This is a genomic window from Streptomyces sp. NPDC059696 (assembly GCF_042733745.1).
Classification (GTDB): Bacteria; Actinomycetota; Actinomycetes; order Streptomycetales; family Streptomycetaceae; genus Streptomyces.
The window spans coordinates 78,031-94,674 of record NZ_JBHWFG010000028.1; the positions used below are offsets into that span (position 1 = coordinate 78,031).

A 16,644-nucleotide genomic window follows, 5' to 3' on the forward strand; every position below is an offset into this window, starting at 1 on the left:
GGGGCCGTGCGGCGGGGGCGTTCGGCACGCGCTCGGCGCACGCCCTGCGACAGAGGCGTTCGGTACGTGCTCAGCGCACGCCGTGCGGACGGAACTGGATGCTGATGCGCGGTTCCGTCGCCCGGGCGCTCTTGGGGATCGCGTGCTCCCAGGTGCGCTGGCAGGAACCGCCCATCACGACGAGGTCGCCGTGGCCCAGCGGACGGCGGACGGTGTCCCGGCCTCCGCGCAGCGGGCGCAGCAGGAGGTCCCGGGGCGCTCCCACCGACAGGATCGCGACCATGGTGTCCTCGCGCGCCCCACGTCCGATCCGGTCGCCGTGCCAGGCCACGCTGTCGCGGCCGTCCCGGTAGTAACACAGCCCGGCGGTGGCGAACGGCTCGCCCAGCTCTTCGCCGTAGTGGGCGCTGAGCGCGTCCCGCGCCTGGACCAGCACGGGGTGCGGGAGCGGATCGTCCACGCCGTAGTACGCGAGCAGGCGGGGGACGTCGACCACGCTGTCGTACATCGTGCGCCGTTCCGCCCGCCACGGGACCTCGGCGGCCAGCTGTTCGAACAGTTCGTCCGAGCCGCCGAGCCAGCCGGGCAGCGCGTCCAGCCAGGCGCCGAAACCGAGGTGGGTACGGCTGATCCCGTCCAGAGAGCCGAGGCGGATCTCGTCGGCCTGGTCGAAGAGAGAGCCCTGGAGGTGCATGCGGTCAGCGTACCTCGTAATCGAATGTGTGTTCCATGAGTCGCTCTCGCTCTTTCGATACACCGGTGTATCCAATACAGTCCTGTATCGAAAGGAGGGCAGGGACATGGCCGACGAGGGACCTGCCGGGCGCGTGACCAGGCGCCGTGTCCACACCCGCGCCAACCTCCTGGACGCGGCGTTCTCCGTGTTCGCGGCGAAGGGCTTCGGGCACGTCTCGATCGAGGAGGTCTGCGAGGCCGCCGGATACAGCAGGGGCGCCTTCTACTCCAACTTCTCCAGCCTCGACGAGCTGTTCTTCGCCCTCTACCGCGAGCGCGCCGACCTGATCGCCGAGCAGGTCTCCGGAGCCCTCGCCCTCGACGGGCCCGACCTCGACGTGCCCGCCGCCGTGGACCGCGTCACCGACGTCCTGCTCCTCGACCGGGACTGGCTGCTGGTGAAGACGGACTTCCTCGTGCACGCCGCCCGCGACCCGGAGGTGGCGCGCAGTCTGCTCGAACACCGTGCGCGGCTGCGGCGGGCCATCGCCGACCGGCTCGCCCGGGCCCGCGGGCACACCACGCTGCCCGCCGTCCTGGGCGACGCCGACGGTGCCGCCCACGCCGTGGTCGCCGCCTACGACGGCGTCACCACGCAACTGCTGCTCGACCGGGACCTGGACCACGCCCGCGCCTGGCTGAAGCAACTGCTCACCGCCCTGCTGACCGACGGCAGCGGCACCCCCGGTCACACGAAGAACTGAAGAGAAGAACCGAAGAAGGGAACGGTCGCCATGGATGCCGATGTCATCGTCGTCGGAGCGGGCCTCGCCGGTCTGGTCGCGGCGCACGAACTGACCAGCAGGGGCCGGCGGGTCGCACTCGTCGACCAGGAGAACGCGGCCAACCTCGGCGGCCAGGCCTTCTGGTCCTTCGGCGGGCTGTTCCTGGTCGGCTCACCGGAGCAGCGGCGCCTGGGGATCAAGGACTCCTTCGACCTCGCCTGGAGCGACTGGCGGGGCAGCGCGGGCTTCGACCGGCTGGAGGACGAGGACTCCTGGGCCGTTCGCTGGGCGCGTGCCTACGTCGAGTTCGCCGCGGGGGAGAAGCGGTCCTGGCTCGACGGACACGGCATCACCTTCCTGCCCACCGTCGGCTGGGCCGAGCGCGGCGACCTCACGGCGCACGGGCACGGCAACACCGTGCCCCGCTTCCACGTCGCCTGGGGCACCGGCACCGGCGTCGTCGAACCGTTCGTGCGGTACGCCAGGCAGGCCTCCCGCGACGGGCTCCTCACCTTCCACCACCGCCACCGCGTCGACGCCCTCGTGGTCGAGGGCGGCGCCGCCCGGGGCGTGCGTGGCACGGTCCTGGCCGAGGACCCCGCACCCCGGGGCGTCGCCTCCAGCCGTGAGGCGATCGGCGAGTTCGAACTCACCGCCCAGGCCGTCGTCGTCACCAGCGGCGGCATCGGCGCCAACCACGACATCGTCCGCCGCCACTGGCCCGAACGCCTCGGCACCCCGCCCCGCGACATGGTCACCGGCGTCCCCGCCTACGTCGACGGGCGGATGCTCGACATCAGTGCCGAGGCCGGCGTGCGGCTGGTCAACCGCGACCGCATGTGGCACTACACCGAGGGGCTGCGCAACTGGGACCCGATCTGGCCCGGTCACGGCATCCGGATCCTGCCCGGACCGTCCTCGATGTGGTTCGACGCCCTCGGCCGCCGTCTGCCCGGCCCGTACCTGCCCGGCTACGACACCCTCGGCACCCTGAAGCACCTGCGCACCACCGAGGACATCGCCGGATACGACCACTCCTGGTTCATCCTCACGCAGAAGATCATCGAGAAGGAGTTCGCCCTGTCGGGCTCCGAGCAGAACCCCGACATCACCGCCAAGGACCGCGCCGGATTCCTCAAGGAACGCATCCTCGGCAAGGGCGCCCCGGGACCGGTCGACGCCTTCCTGCGCAAGGGCGCCGACTTCGTGACCGCGCCCACCCTCGAACAGCTCGTCGCCAAGATGAACGAACTCACCGACGAGCCGCTGCTCGACGCGGAGGGCATCAGGCGCCAGATCGAGGCCCGCGACCTGCAGATCGCCAACCCCTACGCCAAGGACGCCCAGGTGCAGGGCATCCGCAACGCCCGCCGCTACCTCGGCGACCGCCTGGGCCGGGTCGCCACCCCGCACCGCATCCTCGACCCGGCGGCCGGGCCGCTGATCGGTGTCAAGCTGCACATCCTCACCCGCAAGACACTCGGTGGCATCCAGACCGACCTCGACTCCCGTGCCCTCGGCACCGACGGCAAGCCGGTCGACGGACTGTACGCGGCCGGTGAGGTCGCCGGCTTCGGCGGCGGCGGTGTCCACGGCTACAACGCCCTGGAGGGCACCTTCCTCGGCGGGTGCCTCTTCTCGGGCCGGGCGGCGGGCCGGGCGGCGGCGAAGCAGACCGCCTGACCCGACGGCCACAGGGCGCCGTCAGGTTTCGAGGAGGCGGGCCAGCACGGCGGCGTGGCTCTGCTCGGGCGTCTTCGACGAGGTCAGCAGGGTCACGTCGCCCCGGCGGGCCAGCTCACGCACCCCGTCGAGCGCCTCGGACGCCTCCTCGGAGCCGAGCTCCGCCTCGTACCGCTCGGCGAACTCCTCGTAGGAGCCCTCGCCCGCGTGGTACCAGCGCCGCAGCTCCGTCGACGGGGTGAGGGCCTTGGGCCACTCGTCCACCCGCGCCGCGTCCTTGGCCAGGCCGCGCGGCCACAACCGGTCCACCAGGACCCGCGCCCCGTCCTCGGGTCCGGCGGGATCGTAGACACGGCGCACGCGCACGGTCATGGTCGGTTCCTCCTCGCGGCGACAGGGGCGTGCCGTGAGCCTAACCCCGGCCGGGCGGCCGCACCGCCCCGCGCCGAACGGCAGGTTCCGCTCGCGCCGGGCGGGTACTCCGACCGCCTGACCAGGAGAGGAAGGAGGTCATGGCATGAGTGCACAGGGCGATCTGCGGGTCGTGCGGACCCTCGACGAACTCGCCGAGCTCGTCGAGCGGCGCCGGGGCCTGTACGTCCGCTGGTCGCGGGGACCGGTGACCGATCTGCGTGAGGTGTCCAGCACCGACGATCTGACGGGTGTGTCCCTGCCGGGGCTGTCCGCCAGCCCGCTCGGTGTCGAGGACTGGTGGGGGGACCGGCCCGTGCGGGTGTGGGTGGCCCGCCGGCTGTACGACTACGCGCACCTTCCGCACGACAAGGGGCCGGGCGTGCGCCCCTGGGTGCTCGCCGGTACGGAGGCCGCCCGCGGGCCCGACAACGAACCCCTGGTCACCGACGTCCGCCCGCTGTGCCGGCTCGACCAGAAGGTGATCGACGAGGCGAGGGCGGAGGTGGCCCGGCAGGCGAACCCCTGGGGTCCGCTGCGGCGCAGCTGAGACCCCAGGGGTGCGGCCGGTGGTCAGCCGGAGCGGCGGCGGGCGGCGGCGCGGCGCTTGAGCGCACGCCGTTCGTCCTCGCTCGTCCCGCCCCACACGCCGATGGACTGCCCCGTGTCCAGGGCCCATTGCAGACACTGCTCCTGCACGGGGCAGCGCCGTCGGCACACGGCCTTGGCCTGCTCCGTCTGCAACAGAGCCGGGCCGGAAGTGCCGATCGGGAAGAAGAGCTCGGGGTCCTCGTGCCGACAGGCAGCGTGGTCTCGCCAGTTGTCCATCGAAGTCACCTGCATCGCAGTAGAAACGTGCTCTCTCGGATGCTTACTCCCTTTCGGGTGACCTGTCGATGCCCGGTGAAACAGGGTGATCCAGGACAGTCGTTCACTGCTCCCGCATGCCCCAGGGGGAGCCGTAGTCCGTCAGCAGGTCCAGGAACGGCCGGGCGGGGAAGGCCTCGGGCCCGAGCACACCCGCACCGGACCAGGCGCCCGTCGCGATGAGTTCGAGCGCGACGACCGGGTTGATCGCCGTCTGCCACACCACGGCCTGGGAACCGTACTCGGCCATGGACCACTGGTTGTCGACCACGTGGTAGAGGTACACCTCGCGCGGCCGGCCGTCCTTCACGCCCCGCACCCAGGTGCCGGCACAGGTCTTGCCGTGCATCCGCTCACCCAGCGTCGCCGGGTCGGGCAGACACGCGGCGACCACGTCGCGGGGCGACACCTTCACCGGACCGTCCGGCCCCGGCACGGTCACCGGGTCGGTGCGGTCCAGGCCCAGCAGGTGCAGCGTCCGCAGTGTCTCGACGAACTCCCGGCCCAGGCCGTACTTGAACGTCACCCGGCGGGCGTCGACCCAGCGCGGAACGAGCAGCACCTCCTCGTGCTCCACGTTCACGCACTCGACCGGGCCGATGCCCTCGGGAAAGTCGAAGACCTCGGGTTCACTGAACGGCTCGGTGGTGAACCAGCCCTTCCCGCTCTCGTAGACGACCGGCGGGTTGAGGCACTCCTCGATGGTGGTCCAGATGCTGAACGAGGGCGCGAAGTCGTAGCCGTCGACGGTCAGGTTCGCTCCGTCGCGGATGCCGATCTCCTCGATCTCGTCGAAGAGTTCGTCGGCGGCGTAGCGCGCGAACACGTCCGAGAGACCCGGCTCCACGCCCATCCCGACGACCGCAAGCAGCCCTTCCTTCTCCCAGTCCGCGGCCTGCGCGAACTGCTCGTCACCGAGCTTGACCCCGCACTCCTCGTAGGGCCGCTCGGCATGCGGACGGGACAGCGACATCGCCATGTCGAGATAGGCGGCGCCCGCGGCCCGCGCCGCGCGGAACAGCGGCATCACGAAGCGGGGGTCCGTGGCATTGAGCAGGACGTCGCAGCGATGCCACTGGAGCAGACGGGCCACGGCCGCCTCGTCGCCCGCGTCCACCTGCTCGGCGGTGAACCGCGCGTCACCGCCCAGCGCCGCGACCGCTTTCTCGGCCCGGTCCGGGTCGTAGTCGGCCACCACCATCGCCTCGAAGAACGGCCGCCGGGCCGCGATCCGGGTGATCGCCCCACCGACACCGCCAGCACCCACGAGCAGTACACGCATGACAAAAGCTCCCTTTATGCGAAGAACGTGACGCGCCCTTGCAGTGATGAAACGCGGCCCGGTGTCTTAAGGTCAATGGCGTTGGCATAAGGAGGGAGCCCGCCGTGCCCAAGCCCGTGGTGCCCGAGGAGAAACGCCGCCGGCGCAGGCCCACCAAGAGCGGCACCGTGCTGTCCGAGGAGCTGATCGTCGAGACCGCGCTGCGCATGCTGCGCGAGCACGGCAGCGCCGGGCTGACCGCCCGCCGGCTGGGCCTCGCCCTGGACGCGGATCCGAGCACGCTGTACCGGTACTTCCGCGGCATGGACGACCTGACCCTCGCCATCGGCGACGCCCTCATCGGCCAGGCCCTCCAGGGCTGGCGGCCGACGGGGGAGTGGCGGGCGGACCTCAGGTCCTTCGGGCTGCGCGTCCACGCCGCGTACCTCGCCCACCCGCAGGCCGCGCTGCTGACCACGAACCGGGTCACGGGCCGGGCGCACGAACTGGCCGCCGACGAGGCCGTGCTGGACGTCCTGCGTACGGCCGGGTTCCCGCTGCCCGACACCGTGCGCATCTACCACGCCTTCATCGACCAGACCCTGGCCTTCGCCGCGCTGGACGCCGCCTCGCTGGCCCTGCCCAGCGACTCGCTGCACGCCGACGAGGACATGTGGCGGTCGACCTACGCCCGCCTGCCCGCCACCACCCACCCCCGCATCGCCGAGGCGGCGTCCCTGCTCGCCACCCGGATGCTCACCAGCGCCTATCCGACGGCCCTGGAGATGCTGCTGGACAGTGCGGCGGCCCGGCTCCAGACCCTGCGCGACTGAGACGTCAGGCCCGCAGCGCCTCGGCAGCGGTGGCCGTCACCGTCTTCGCCACCCGCGCGAGCGCCGGCGAGTCGAGCTTCCACTGCTGCCAGTACAGCGGCACGTCGACCGGGCGGTCCGGGGCGATGCCGACCAGCCGCCCCTCGCGCAGCAGCGGATCAGCCTGGGGCTCGGGCACCAGCCCCCATCCGAGACCGGCGGCGACGGCCTGGGCGAACCCCTCCGAGGTCGGCACGTAGTGCCGCAGCGCGCTCGCGCCGACGCGCCCCCGGGTGAGCTCGCGGACGAAACCGTCCTGGAAGTCGTCCCGGCGGTCGAAGACCACCACGGGCGCCCGCGCGAGCGCCTCCGCCAGGGGGCCGCCGAGGTGGCGCCGGGCGAAGTCCGGCGCGGCCACGAGGAGGTAGCGCATGCGACCCAGCGGCTGAACGGAGCAGCCCGGCACGGGGTCGGGCGACGAGGTCACCGCGGCCATCACGGAACCGTCCCGCAGCAGCGCCGCCGTGTGGTCCTCGTCCTCGCGGCGCAGCTCGAAGCAGATCCGCAGCTCCTCGGGAACGCGGGTGAGCACGGGCAGGAACCAGGTCGCCAGGGAGTCCGCGTTCACCGCCACCGGCACCCGGGTCGGCTCCCCGGCACCGTCCAGTCCGAGCTCCGCGCCGGCGTCGTGCTCCAGCCGGGCCACCTGGCGGGCCAGCCGCACCAGCACCTCGCCCGACTCCGTCGGCCGCACCGGCTTGGTCCGCAGCAGCAGCACGCGCCCCGTGCGCTGCTCCAGCGCCCTCACGCGCTGGCTGATCGCCGACGGTGTCACGTGCAACGCGGCGGCCGCCGCGTCGAACGTCCCCTCGTCCACCACGGCGAGCAGGGTCCGTACCTGATCCAGCGGGAGATCCTTCATCATCACATCAGCTAATGATAGGTAAGAATCATTAGCTGGACCTGAACCGTGGCCGTCCGTAGCGTCGGGGCCATGACCAGCACTTTCACCGCCGGCGCGGCCGGTTTCGGTACCGGCCTGTCCCTCATCGTCGCCATCGGCGCCCAGAACGCGTTCGTCCTGCGCCAGGGGGTCCGCCGCCAGGCCGTCCTGGCCGTCGTCGGGATCTGCGCCCTGTCCGACGCCGTGCTCATCGCGCTCGGCGTGGGCGGCGTCGGCGCGGTGGTGGTGAAGTGGCCGGGCGCCCTCGCGGTGGTGGGCTGGATCGGCGGCGCGTTCCTGCTGGGCTACGGGGCCCTGGCCGCCCGCCGGGTGTTCCGCAAGGGCGGCGGCGCGCTGCGCACCGACGGGGAGGGGGCCGGATCCGTGCGCCGGGCGGTGCTCACCTGCCTGGCCATGACCTGGCTCAACCCGCATGTCTACCTCGACACGGTGTTCCTGCTGGGCTCCGTCGCCGCCGACCACGGTCCGCTGCGCTGGACCTTCGGCCTCGGCGCCGTACTGGCCAGCCTGTGCTGGTTCACGGCCCTCGGGTTCGGCGCCCGCCTGCTCGGCCGTTTCCTCGCCCGGCCCGCCGCCTGGCGCGTCCTGGACGGGCTGGTCGCCGCCACCATGATCGTGCTCGGCGCCGCGCTCGTCGCCGGCAGCTGACCCTCGGCCGCGGGCCGCCGCCGGGCCGATGCGATAGTGATCCTCGCCCGGAAAGATGTAACGAGCATCCAGGAAGCGGCGCGTGGACACGAGCGAGAGCACGAGCGAAGAGCGGGACAGCGAACCCGAGGCACCCCGGCGCGGCCGACGGCGCTGGGCCATGGATACCCGCCCCCTGCGCCGCCCCGCCTACCGGCGGCTGTGGGGCTCGACCGCCGTCACGGCCGTCGGCAGCCAGCTCACCGCCGTCGCCGTCCCCAAGCAGATCTACGACATCACCGGCTCCTCGGCCTGGGTGGGCGCCGCGAGCCTCGCCGGGCTCGTGCCCCTGATCGTGTTCGCGCTGTGGGGCGGGGCGATCGCCGACACCATGGACCGGCGCACACTGCTGCTGATCACCAACAGCGGCATCGCCGTCACCTCGCTGCTGTTCTGGCTCCAGGCCTTCGTGGACCTGGCATCGGTGGGCACGCTGATGCTGCTGCTCGCCGTGCAGCAGGCCTTCTGGGGCCTCAACGCCCCGGCCCGCAACGCCTCCGTCGCCCGGCTGGTCCCCGAGGACGAGCTGCCCGCCGCGAACGCCCTCGGCTCGACCGTGATGCAGACCGGCCAGGTGGCCGGACCGCTGCTCGCCGGTGCCCTCATCCCCGTCATCGGACTGCCCGAGCTGTACCTCGTCGACGCGCTGGCGCTGTGCGTCACGGTGTGGGCCGTGTACCGGCTGCCCTCGCTGCCGCCCCTGGGCGGCACGGCGCGACGCGCGGGTGTGAGGGAGATCGCCGCCGGTTTCCGCTACCTCTCCGGGCACACCGTGCTGCTGCTGTCCTTCCTCGCCGACATCGTCGCCATGGTCCTCGGCATGCCCCGTGCCCTCTTCCCGCAACTGGCCTCCCAGACCTACGCCCCGTACGGCGAAGGGTTCGCTCTGGGCCTGCTGTTCGCGGCGATCCCCGTCGGGGCCGTGCTGGGCGGACTGTTCTCGGGCACCTTCTCCCGGGCCCGGCGGCACGGCCTGATGGTCATCGGGGCGGTGGTCGTCTGGGGCGTGGCCGTCACGGGATTCGGGCTGAGCGGCAACCTCTGGGTCGCGGTGGCCTTCCTCGCCCTCGCCGGCGTGGCCGACATGGTCTCCATGGTCTTCCGCGGGGCGATCCTGCTGTCCGCCGCGACCGACGAGATGCGCGGACGCATGCAGGGCGTCTTCACGGTCGTCGTGGCGGGCGGGCCGCGCCTGGCGGACGTGCTGCACGGCACCGCCGGATCCGCCTTCGGTCCCCGCACCGCCGTCGCGGGCGGCGGACTGCTGGTCGTCGCCGTGATGCTGATCCTGGCCGCCGCCGTGCCGGCGCTGCGGCGCTACCGCGTCTGAGGGCCCACGGGGTTCACAGGGCGCCGCGCCGGTGCAGCGTGTACTGCTCCATCAGCTTGCCGCGGGTCATCTCCAGCCGGTGCGCGAGCACCTCGGCGACGTTGCGCACCAGCATCATGCCGAGCTCCGGGTCCTCCTCGCACAACCGCAGCACGGCCGCCGCGTCGAACTCGTAGGCCCGTACCGGACTGAACGCCACCGCGCCGAAGTCCCAGGTGTACGGGGGGAACAGCCACGACCAGCCGAGCAGGTCGCCCGCGCCGAGGCTGGCCACGGTCACCCGTTGCAGGGAGTTCACCTGCTGGTCGAGGGAGACGGCGCCGGAGCGGATGACCCAGAAGCGGTCGGCCCTGCCGTCCGCCTCGAAGATGCGGGCGTCCTCGGGGAAGGACACCTCCCGGGCGAGCGTCATCAGGCGCCGGCGCTGGGGCTGAGGCAGGGCGGTCAGGAGTTTGATCGCTTTGGTCATGACGCGGAGCTCCTCGCCGGGCGGTCGACTGCGGTGCTGTCCCTCAGCCCATTTCAGCCGCTGCCGGGCCCTTGGGCACCTCGGCGTGCGCGACTTCTTCCGACAGGCCGCCCGGGCATGAAAAAGCCCTGGCTGGACGGGGGAGGCCAGCCAGGGCCGTCACACGGTGATGTACGGAGGACCAGGAGTGCGACTCCGTCACCACGTATGGATGAACGGTAAACCATCTCGGGGGCGTACACCCACCCGAAGACCGGGTCGCGTGACCCGTTTCACTCCCGGCTCACTCCGCGAGCACCCGCACCGTCCCCAGCTCCGGGTCCTCGGGATCGGGCAGATGCATGCCCGCCTCCAGCCCCGTCCGCAGGTACGCCAGCACCGGCTCGGTGAGGCGCTCCCCGGGCAGCACGGCGGGGATGCCGGGGGGATACGGCGTGATCATCTCGGCGGCGACCCGCCCGGCGGCCTCCGAGACCGGGACGCCCTCGGCCGGACCGAAGAACGCGTCCCGGGGCAGCACCGCCTGCTCCATCCGCAGCTCCGCCGGCGGCGGCACCTCCACCCGCGGCGCCCGGGGCAGGTCCGGCGCCGCCCGCGCGAGGTCGCGCAGCGCCTCCAGCAACGGCTCCGTGGTGTCCCGGTCGTCGCCGTGGGTGATCTGCGCGCCGATCCGCCGGTGGTCGACCAGGTGCGCGTCGATGTGCCGGTGCGTACGCAGCCAGTCCGCCGCCTGGAAGCCCGTGATCCCGAGACCGGACAGGTCGATGACCCCGGGCAGCGGGTCGAGGTCGTCGGCCAGGCCCGGACCGCAGAGGTCGTCCCGGTCGTTGACGTGCAGGCCGTCGATCTCCTCGATGGCCGCCCGGACCCCGGCCGCGAGGTCCAGCGCACCGCCCATCAGCTCCTTGCCGCGCAGCGCCATCTGCCGCCGCCAGCCGTCCAGGCCCGCGTAGATCAGCACCGACGGGCTGGTGGTGCCCAGCAGATCCGCCCGCATCCCCAGCAGCTCCGGCGGCACCAGGTCGCCCTGGAGATGGAAGACCGAGCCCTGCTCCAGACCACTGCCCATCTTGTGGATGCTGGTCACGCAGATGTCCGCGCCCGCGTCCATCGCCCAGGACGGCAGATCGGGGTGGAACGGCAGGTGCGCGCCCCACGCCTCGTCCACGATCAGCGGCCGCGAGCGCCGGTGGCACACGTCGGCGATCGCCCGCAGATCCGCGCAGCCGCCGTACGGCGTCGGGCTGGTGACCAGCGCGCCGCGCGCGTCCGGATGCGCGTCGAAGGCCCGGTCGAACTCCTCGGCGGACGGCGGATGGGCGAGCTTGCGCTCGGCGTCCCACCGGGGCTCGACCCAGACCGGCTCGATACCCGAGATGATCAGACCCGCCACCACCGACTTGTGCGCGTCCCGCCCGACCAGCAGCTTCTCGTGCGGCCCCGCGACCGCCAGCATCGCGGCCTTCACCGACAGGGAACTGCCGCAGGTACTGAAGAACGTGTGCTCGGCGTGCACCGCGTCGGCCATCAGCTCCTGGGCGCGCTGCAGCACCCGGCCCCGGGTCAGCCGGTCGTCCAGACCGCCCGAGGCCAGCACGTCCCCGTGGAACACCGCGTCACCGAGGACCTCCCGGACCGCCGGATCCGCGCCGCGGGCCTGCTTGTGGCCGGGTGGTGTGAACGACAGACGCCCTTTGCGTCGGTACTCGTCCAGGGCTTCCAGAACCGGTGCGCGCGTGTGGTCGGCTGTCATGCGCACCCGGGTTCCCGGCGTGTGCCCACGCAATCCGGACCCTCGTGCACCGGCACCGGGCGCCGGTGCCCACGCATTCCGGACCCTCGTGTACCGGCACCGGGCGCCGGTTCAGCCCTCGGGGGCGTGTCTGCCCGGGCTCACGATCTCGTCCAGCACCCGCAGCACCGCCTCGTAGGACATCCGCCGCACGGTCGCGTCCCGGGCTCCTTGCGGGTCGGTCGCGTCCAGCTCCTCGCTCCTGGCCCGCCACGTCCGCTCCTCCTGCGCCGCGCACTCCCTCGCACGCTGGATGCGCCGCAACAGCTCGTCCGAATCCACCACATCCGTCATGCAGACCGCCTACCCGCCGAACGCACGGAGATGGCACCGGCACCCGGCCGTTCGAGGTGTTTTCCGGTCCCGCGGCCCGAGCGGAGGTTTGCAGGTGCGGGGAGAGGTGAGCCGAACAAGGAGACCGCGGCGTTCACCCGGTGCGCGCCCCGAACGCCGTGCGTCCATTGCGAGCAGTGGGTCCGAGGACCCCGGGCAGCCCTCGCGGGCCGCCACGGTACCCGGTCCGGACCCGGTTTCCGTCCGTGCTGTCAGGGAGCTGCAGAATGTGCGAGGAGCACATGATCGAATCCATAGGCGAGCCGCTCGACGCTCACTGGTCCCGGCCGCGCAAACCCGCCGAAGCGCGCCGGGCGGTCGAGCGCGCCGTGGCCGAACGCTGCCGGGCCACCCACACCCCGTGCGACACGGACGCGCTGTCCGACGCCCTCCTCGTCGCCTCGGAGCTGACGACCAACGCGATCCTGCACGGCGGCGGAGTCACCGACTTCCGGGTGGACGTCGACGACCCCGGCGTCCGCGTGTCGGTCAGCGACCGCAGTGACGCGCTGCCCGTGACCGTGCCGCGCACCGACCCGCACGGACGACTGCGGCACGGCGGCCACGGCTGGCCCATCGTCTGCCGGCTCGCCCGCGACGTGCGGGTGTCGGATCTGCCCACCGGCGGCAAGTGCATCACCGCCGTCGTGCCCCTGTCCTGAACCCCGTCAGCCGGCGTCGGACAGATTGCTGTGCAAAGCGGAGTTTGCTCCCCCGGGTGCAGGGCAGACGCACATTCGTGCTTCGGACCGGAGGCGCCCCAGCGGGAGCGGTATGACCGCCCCGGAGGCCTCCAGGCGATCCGGGCGGCGTCCATCCCGCGGTCAGTCCCTGAAACCACCGTTCAGGAGCGAATCCGCATGCTCATCGAAACGCCCACCCATCGTCCCGGCACGCCCGAAACGACGACCCCCGTATCCCGGCGGCGTCACGACGACGCCCCCGACACCGCCGCCCTGTTCGCCCGCATGGCCGAACTGGAGGAGGGCCCCGAACGGGAGGCCGTCCGCGACGAACTGGTCACCCTGTGGCTGCCCATGGCTCACCGCATCGCCGGCCGCTTCCGCGACCGCGGCGAGTCGATCGAGGACCTGCGGCAGGTCGCCGCCCTGGGTCTGGTCAAGGCCATCGACCGGTTCGACCCGAGCCGGGGTGCCTTCGAGAGTTACGCCGTCCCCACCATCACCGGCGAGGTCAAGCGGCATTTCCGGGACCGTATGTGGGCCCTGCGCGTGCCCCGCCGTGTGCAGGAACTGCGCAACAAGGTGCGGGTGGCACGCCGTGAACTCACCCAGAACCCGGGCAGCCCCGAGCCCTCCGTGGCGGACCTCGCCACCCACACCGGCCTGACCGAGGAAGAGGTCAATGCCGGGCTGGAGGCCCTGGACAGCTTCAGCACCCTGTCGCTGGACGCCGAGCTCTCGGCCGACGACGACGGCTACAGCCTCGCGGACACCCTCGGCGCGGCCGACTCGTCCTACGACGTCGTTGTCGACCGCGAGTCCGCCAAGGAGGGCCTGCGCCGCCTGCCGGAACGCGAACGGGCCATCCTCTACATGCGCTTCTTCGAGGACATGACCCAAAGCCGCATCGCCGACCACCTCGGCATCTCCCAGATGCACGTCTCCCGCCTCATCAGCCGCAGCTGCGCCCGGGTGCGCGACGAGGTCCTGGGGCAGCGGACGGGCAACCGGGGGACCGGCCCCTCCACGACAGCCTGACCACCCCACATCACGAGGAGCGAGACCCACCATGCTGAGGCCCCACCCCGCCGTGCTGCGCCGGCTCGTCGACGAGTACGAGGCCCTGGCCGCCGAAGCCACCGGCGGACCGGCGGAGCAGAACCCCCGGGTACGCGACCTGGCGTACACGCTGTGCGTGTCCACCGGCACCCGGACCGTCGAGCGCGCCCTCGAGGCCGCTCACCAGTGGCTCGCGACCGCACCCGCACCGGTCCGCGAACCCGCCGCGCCGACGGCGGGGCCGCGCATGGCGGTCACCGAACCCGCCTGAACCCCGCGCCGCTGAGCGGCGGGAGGAACGAGGCCGAACGAGGGCCCGGCCGACGGCGCGAGCCGCGGCCGGGCCCCTTCGTGCCACGGCACCGACACCCAAGGAGTTCCATGTCCACCACGGGGCGGGGGGCGGCCGCCGGCGACGGCGAGCTGGAGCGTCTGCGCGCCGAGGTACGCGACCTGCGGGCCCGTGTCCGGGTGCGCCCGCTGATCTCTCAGGCGCAGGGCATCCTGCAGGAAAGGTACGCACTGCCCGACGCCGAAAGCGCCTTCGCACTGCTGCAGCGGGCGTCCCAGCGGTACAACGTCAAGCTGCGCACCCTGGCGGGGACGCTGGTGACCGCGCCGCGCCCCGAGGCGCGGGACGCCCCGTGGTTCCCGGGCCGGGTACGCGGGCCGGAACCCGAGCTGACCTTCACCCGGGCGCACCGGTCCGGGGCCGGCAGCCGCGGTGCCGTCCTGAAGGCCGTCCTCGGCTCCACCCTGACCGTGGTGGGCACCGACATGGGCAACGTGCAGCTGACCGACCGGGTGCGGGGCGGACTGAACATCGAGGAGCACACCGGCCTCACGGCCGACTTCGTCGACTTCTTCGCCCACGTCGGCGAGGACGGCACATCCTGTGCGCGGGCCGCCCGGGACCTCGCCCAGGTCACCGTGCGCGATGTGGAGAGCGACCCGGTGTTCACCGAACCGGCCCGGCGGGCCATCCTCGCGGCGGGCAGCCGGGCCTGCCACAGCGTGCCCCTGACGACGGCGTCCGGCCTGTGCGTCGGCATGGTCTCGGCCCATCTGGACCGGCCCCTGAACGGACTGACGCCGGCCCAGACCAAGGCCCTGGACACCGTGGGAGGCGAGGCGGGCCGCTGGCTCGCCTGGCACGACCGCACGGTCGTCCTGGACGCCCTGGAGCACCTGCACACCCTCGGCCGCGCCGCCCACGGCACGCGGCTGCGGCGCTCGTGAGCCCACGCGGGGGGCAGCGCCGGAAGGGAGCCGTGTGCGCGGTGGTTCCGAGCCCGCGCATGGGGCGGCGCCTGGAGGGAGCCGCATGCGCGGTGGTTCCGAGCCCGGGCACGGGGCGGCGCCTGGGGGAAGCCGCGGCCGCGTTCGTCGTCCCGAGTCCACGACAGGGGCGCCGAAACGGAACCCCCTGGTCCGGGGGTTGTGCGGGTGTGTCGGCGCCGCCCGGGGGCATCCGGATTCCCGGGAGGTCGACATGAACACGAGTGCGATGGCACAAGGCGGTCGCTTGCGGGCCCGGCGGATGGCGCGGGGTTCGGTGACCGAGGGGGCGGCACGGGCGGGTTTCGCCGCCCGGGGCGTGATCTATCTACTCGTCGGAGCACTGGCCCTGCAGATCGCCTTCGGCGACACCGGCCGGCAGGCCGACCGCGGGGGAGCGCTGCAGGAACTGGCGCAGAAGCCGTTCGGCGCGGTGCTGCTGTGGGCGCTGGGCATCGGGCTGGTCGGCATGGCCCTGTGGCGGCTGTCCGAAGCCCTCTTCGGCTCGGTCGGCAAGGACGGCCGCAGCGCACGCAAGCGGCTGATGGCGACGGTCCGCTGCGCGTTCTACGTCTTCGTCGCCTACTCGGTGCTGATGTTCGCCGCCAGCCGCCACCAGAGCGGCGGATCCAGCGACCAGCAGTCCCGGGACGCCACGGCCAGGGCCCTGGAGATACCCGGCGGCCAGTGGCTGGTGGGCGCCGCGGGCATCGGCGTCGTCGTGGCCGGCGGCTGGATCGCCGTGCGCGCGGTGCTGCGCAAGTACCACGACAAGCTCCGGCTGGGACAGATGAGCCACCGGACACGGCAGCTGGTGGACGTGACGGGCGTGGGCGGCGGAGCGGCCCGCGGGCTCGTGTTCGCCGTGGCCGGTGTCTTCGCCGTCCGCGCGGCCGTCGACTACGAACCCGACAAGGCCAAGGGCCTGGACGACACCCTGCGGACCTTCGCCGACACCCCGCTCGGCCCCTGGCTGCTGGTGGCCGTCGCGGCGGGGCTGGTGCTCTTCGGGCTGTTCTCCTTCGCCATGGCCCGGTGGCGGCGCGTCTGAGCCGCGTTCTTCGGGGAACACGACGCCCATGAGCGATTCCGAGATTCCGCATGGCGATGGCCGGCCCGTGGACATGTACCTGGACCTCCTGCGCATCCGGATGGACACCGAGGACTACCGCCTCCTGATGCGCGCGGTGGAACCGGTCCTCGAGGCGATCGAAGAGGAACGCCTGTCCAGCCTCGACTTCGCGCTCGACTCCGGGTCCGACGACGAACTGCCCCAGGAGGTCCGTGACGAGGTGGCCCTCGTCATCGCCACCGCCGTCACCGGCCGCCTGGACAACGAAGTGGTCGAACTCGACGTCGACGACACCGGTCCGGTCCGGATCGTCACGGACGCCACCACCGCCGCCGACCCGATCCGCCTCGGCGAGATCGCCGACTACATCCGGGACCGGCACCAGCAGACCGAGGAGCTGCGGGGCATCGCCGAGGTGAGCGGCCTCCCCACGGACTTCTGACGGTCAGCGGCTGCCGGGCCCCCAGGGCCTCACCCCTGGCG

At 72.6% G+C, this 16,644-nt stretch carries 20 protein-coding genes; 12 read left to right on the top strand and 8 right to left on the bottom strand.

Annotated elements, in window-relative coordinates:
- Positions 1-70: 70 nt before the first annotated feature.
- A complete protein-coding gene (locus ACFV20_RS27160; protein ID WP_385660726.1) occupies positions 71-694 on the bottom strand; it encodes an alpha-ketoglutarate-dependent dioxygenase AlkB in 624 nt (207 codons plus the stop codon).
- 106 nt (positions 695-800) lie between these two features.
- Here ACFV20_RS27160 and ACFV20_RS27165 point away from each other — a divergent pair, with 106 nt between their 5' ends.
- Complete coding sequence (locus ACFV20_RS27165; protein ID WP_385660729.1) at positions 801-1,439, top strand: TetR/AcrR family transcriptional regulator; 639 nt, start codon at positions 801-803, stop codon at positions 1,437-1,439.
- Between the two features lie 30 nt (positions 1,440-1,469).
- Entirely contained in the window at positions 1,470-3,143 is a 1,674-nt protein-coding gene (locus ACFV20_RS27170) for an FAD-binding dehydrogenase (protein ID WP_385660733.1), read from the top strand.
- A 21-nt stretch (positions 3,144-3,164) separates the two neighbouring features.
- On the opposite strand, the gene ACFV20_RS27175 is transcribed toward ACFV20_RS27170, so the two are convergent.
- Positions 3,165-3,515 carry a DUF488 domain-containing protein gene (locus ACFV20_RS27175; protein ID WP_385660736.1) on the bottom strand — a complete coding sequence of 117 codons (351 nt, stop codon included), beginning with the start codon at positions 3,513-3,515 and terminating at the stop codon, positions 3,165-3,167.
- Positions 3,516-3,660: 145 nt separating this feature from the next.
- On the opposite strand from ACFV20_RS27175, the gene ACFV20_RS27180 reads away from it, so the two are divergent.
- Entirely contained in the window at positions 3,661-4,104 is a 444-nt protein-coding gene (locus ACFV20_RS27180; RefSeq protein ID WP_385660739.1) for a DUF6098 family protein, read from the top strand.
- Positions 4,105-4,127: 23 nt separating this feature from the next.
- On the opposite strand, the gene ACFV20_RS27185 is transcribed toward ACFV20_RS27180, so the two are convergent.
- A complete protein-coding gene (locus ACFV20_RS27185; RefSeq protein ID WP_385660742.1) occupies positions 4,128-4,382 on the bottom strand; it encodes a WhiB family transcriptional regulator in 255 nt (84 codons plus the stop codon).
- A 103-nt stretch (positions 4,383-4,485) separates the two neighbouring features.
- Positions 4,486-5,703: a saccharopine dehydrogenase family protein gene (locus ACFV20_RS27190; RefSeq protein WP_385660745.1), complete on the bottom strand. Its 1,218-nt coding sequence runs from the start codon at positions 5,701-5,703 to the stop codon at positions 4,486-4,488.
- Positions 5,704-5,807: 104 nt separating this feature from the next.
- Here ACFV20_RS27190 and ACFV20_RS27195 point away from each other — a divergent pair, with 104 nt between their 5' ends.
- Positions 5,808-6,515, top strand: coding sequence for a TetR/AcrR family transcriptional regulator (locus ACFV20_RS27195; RefSeq protein ID WP_385660748.1), 708 nt, complete (start codon positions 5,808-5,810; stop codon positions 6,513-6,515).
- 4 nt (positions 6,516-6,519) lie between these two features.
- On the opposite strand, the gene ACFV20_RS27200 is transcribed toward ACFV20_RS27195, so the two are convergent.
- Positions 6,520-7,419 carry a LysR family transcriptional regulator ArgP gene (locus ACFV20_RS27200; protein WP_385660751.1) on the bottom strand — a complete coding sequence of 300 codons (900 nt, stop codon included), beginning with the start codon at positions 7,417-7,419 and terminating at the stop codon, positions 6,520-6,522.
- A 69-nt stretch (positions 7,420-7,488) separates the two neighbouring features.
- Here ACFV20_RS27200 and ACFV20_RS27205 point away from each other — a divergent pair, with 69 nt between their 5' ends.
- Together ACFV20_RS27205 and ACFV20_RS27210 are read left to right on the top strand one after the other, a co-directional pair.
- Positions 7,489-8,106, top strand: coding sequence for a LysE/ArgO family amino acid transporter (locus ACFV20_RS27205; protein ID WP_385660754.1), 618 nt, complete (start codon positions 7,489-7,491; stop codon positions 8,104-8,106).
- A gap of 82 nt (positions 8,107-8,188) precedes the next feature.
- Positions 8,189-9,475 carry an MFS transporter gene (locus ACFV20_RS27210; RefSeq protein ID WP_385660757.1) on the top strand — a complete coding sequence of 429 codons (1,287 nt, stop codon included), beginning with the start codon at positions 8,189-8,191 and terminating at the stop codon, positions 9,473-9,475.
- Between the two features lie 13 nt (positions 9,476-9,488).
- Here the strand turns inward: ACFV20_RS27210 and ACFV20_RS27215 are convergent, their stop codons facing one another.
- From ACFV20_RS27215 to ACFV20_RS27225, 3 genes are all read right to left on the bottom strand, one after another.
- Positions 9,489-9,944, bottom strand: a complete 456-nt coding sequence (locus ACFV20_RS27215; protein ID WP_385660759.1) for a cyclic nucleotide-binding domain-containing protein — start codon at positions 9,942-9,944, stop codon at positions 9,489-9,491.
- Between the two features lie 283 nt (positions 9,945-10,227).
- On the bottom strand, positions 10,228-11,697 hold the full coding sequence (locus ACFV20_RS27220) for an aminotransferase class I/II-fold pyridoxal phosphate-dependent enzyme (RefSeq protein ID WP_385660761.1): 1,470 nt from the start codon (positions 11,695-11,697) through the stop codon (positions 10,228-10,230).
- A gap of 111 nt (positions 11,698-11,808) precedes the next feature.
- Complete coding sequence (locus ACFV20_RS27225; RefSeq protein ID WP_385660764.1) at positions 11,809-12,030, bottom strand: hypothetical protein; 222 nt, start codon at positions 12,028-12,030, stop codon at positions 11,809-11,811.
- 266 nt (positions 12,031-12,296) lie between these two features.
- Here ACFV20_RS27225 and ACFV20_RS27230 point away from each other — a divergent pair, with 266 nt between their 5' ends.
- The 6 genes from ACFV20_RS27230 (at position 12,297) to ACFV20_RS27255 (ending at position 16,603) form a co-directional block, all read left to right on the top strand.
- Positions 12,297-12,731: an ATP-binding protein gene (locus tag ACFV20_RS27230; protein WP_385660766.1), complete on the top strand. Its 435-nt coding sequence runs from the start codon at positions 12,297-12,299 to the stop codon at positions 12,729-12,731.
- Between the two features lie 198 nt (positions 12,732-12,929).
- Positions 12,930-13,790, top strand: coding sequence for a SigB/SigF/SigG family RNA polymerase sigma factor (locus ACFV20_RS27235; RefSeq protein ID WP_385660769.1), 861 nt, complete (start codon positions 12,930-12,932; stop codon positions 13,788-13,790).
- A 31-nt stretch (positions 13,791-13,821) separates the two neighbouring features.
- The gene (locus ACFV20_RS27240; protein ID WP_385660772.1) at positions 13,822-14,082 is read left to right on the top strand and encodes a DUF5133 domain-containing protein; all 261 of its coding nucleotides are present in this window, start codon (positions 13,822-13,824) and stop codon (positions 14,080-14,082) included.
- Between the two features lie 110 nt (positions 14,083-14,192).
- Positions 14,193-15,050, top strand: coding sequence for an ANTAR domain-containing protein (locus ACFV20_RS27245; protein WP_385660774.1), 858 nt, complete (start codon positions 14,193-14,195; stop codon positions 15,048-15,050).
- A 253-nt stretch (positions 15,051-15,303) separates the two neighbouring features.
- A complete protein-coding gene (locus tag ACFV20_RS27250) occupies positions 15,304-16,140 on the top strand; it encodes a DUF1206 domain-containing protein (protein ID WP_385660777.1) in 837 nt (278 codons plus the stop codon).
- Between the two features lie 28 nt (positions 16,141-16,168).
- Positions 16,169-16,603 carry a hypothetical protein gene (locus tag ACFV20_RS27255; protein ID WP_385660779.1) on the top strand — a complete coding sequence of 145 codons (435 nt, stop codon included), beginning with the start codon at positions 16,169-16,171 and terminating at the stop codon, positions 16,601-16,603.
- Positions 16,604-16,644: the final 41 nt, after the last annotated feature.

What these genes read in the sequence shown, in the direction of transcription:
- ACFV20_RS27160 (WP_385660726.1), bottom strand. Translation starts at nt 694, where the DNA reads ATGCACCTCCAGGGCTCTCTCTTCGACCAGGCCGACGAGATCCGCCTC.
- ACFV20_RS27165 (WP_385660729.1), top strand. Translation starts at nt 801, where the DNA reads ATGGCCGACGAGGGACCTGCCGGGCGCGTGACCAGGCGCCGTGTCCAC.
- ACFV20_RS27170 (WP_385660733.1), top strand. Translation starts at nt 1,470, where the DNA reads ATGGATGCCGATGTCATCGTCGTCGGAGCGGGCCTCGCCGGTCTGGTC.
- ACFV20_RS27175 (WP_385660736.1), bottom strand. Translation starts at nt 3,515, where the DNA reads ATGACCGTGCGCGTGCGCCGTGTCTACGATCCCGCCGGACCCGAGGAC.
- ACFV20_RS27180 (WP_385660739.1), top strand. Translation starts at nt 3,661, where the DNA reads ATGAGTGCACAGGGCGATCTGCGGGTCGTGCGGACCCTCGACGAACTC.
- ACFV20_RS27185 (WP_385660742.1), bottom strand. Translation starts at nt 4,382, where the DNA reads ATGGACAACTGGCGAGACCACGCTGCCTGTCGGCACGAGGACCCCGAG.
- ACFV20_RS27190 (WP_385660745.1), bottom strand. Translation starts at nt 5,703, where the DNA reads ATGCGTGTACTGCTCGTGGGTGCTGGCGGTGTCGGTGGGGCGATCACC.
- ACFV20_RS27200 (WP_385660751.1), bottom strand. Translation starts at nt 7,419, where the DNA reads ATGATGAAGGATCTCCCGCTGGATCAGGTACGGACCCTGCTCGCCGTG.
- ACFV20_RS27205 (WP_385660754.1), top strand. Translation starts at nt 7,489, where the DNA reads ATGACCAGCACTTTCACCGCCGGCGCGGCCGGTTTCGGTACCGGCCTG.
- ACFV20_RS27215 (WP_385660759.1), bottom strand. Translation starts at nt 9,944, where the DNA reads ATGACCAAAGCGATCAAACTCCTGACCGCCCTGCCTCAGCCCCAGCGC.
- ACFV20_RS27220 (WP_385660761.1), bottom strand. Translation starts at nt 11,697, where the DNA reads ATGACAGCCGACCACACGCGCGCACCGGTTCTGGAAGCCCTGGACGAG.
- ACFV20_RS27225 (WP_385660764.1), bottom strand. Translation starts at nt 12,030, where the DNA reads ATGACGGATGTGGTGGATTCGGACGAGCTGTTGCGGCGCATCCAGCGT.
- ACFV20_RS27230 (WP_385660766.1), top strand. Translation starts at nt 12,297, where the DNA reads ATGTGCGAGGAGCACATGATCGAATCCATAGGCGAGCCGCTCGACGCT.
- ACFV20_RS27235 (WP_385660769.1), top strand. Translation starts at nt 12,930, where the DNA reads ATGCTCATCGAAACGCCCACCCATCGTCCCGGCACGCCCGAAACGACG.
- ACFV20_RS27240 (WP_385660772.1), top strand. Translation starts at nt 13,822, where the DNA reads ATGCTGAGGCCCCACCCCGCCGTGCTGCGCCGGCTCGTCGACGAGTAC.
- ACFV20_RS27245 (WP_385660774.1), top strand. Translation starts at nt 14,193, where the DNA reads ATGTCCACCACGGGGCGGGGGGCGGCCGCCGGCGACGGCGAGCTGGAG.
- ACFV20_RS27250 (WP_385660777.1), top strand. Translation starts at nt 15,304, where the DNA reads ATGAACACGAGTGCGATGGCACAAGGCGGTCGCTTGCGGGCCCGGCGG.
- ACFV20_RS27255 (WP_385660779.1), top strand. Translation starts at nt 16,169, where the DNA reads ATGAGCGATTCCGAGATTCCGCATGGCGATGGCCGGCCCGTGGACATG.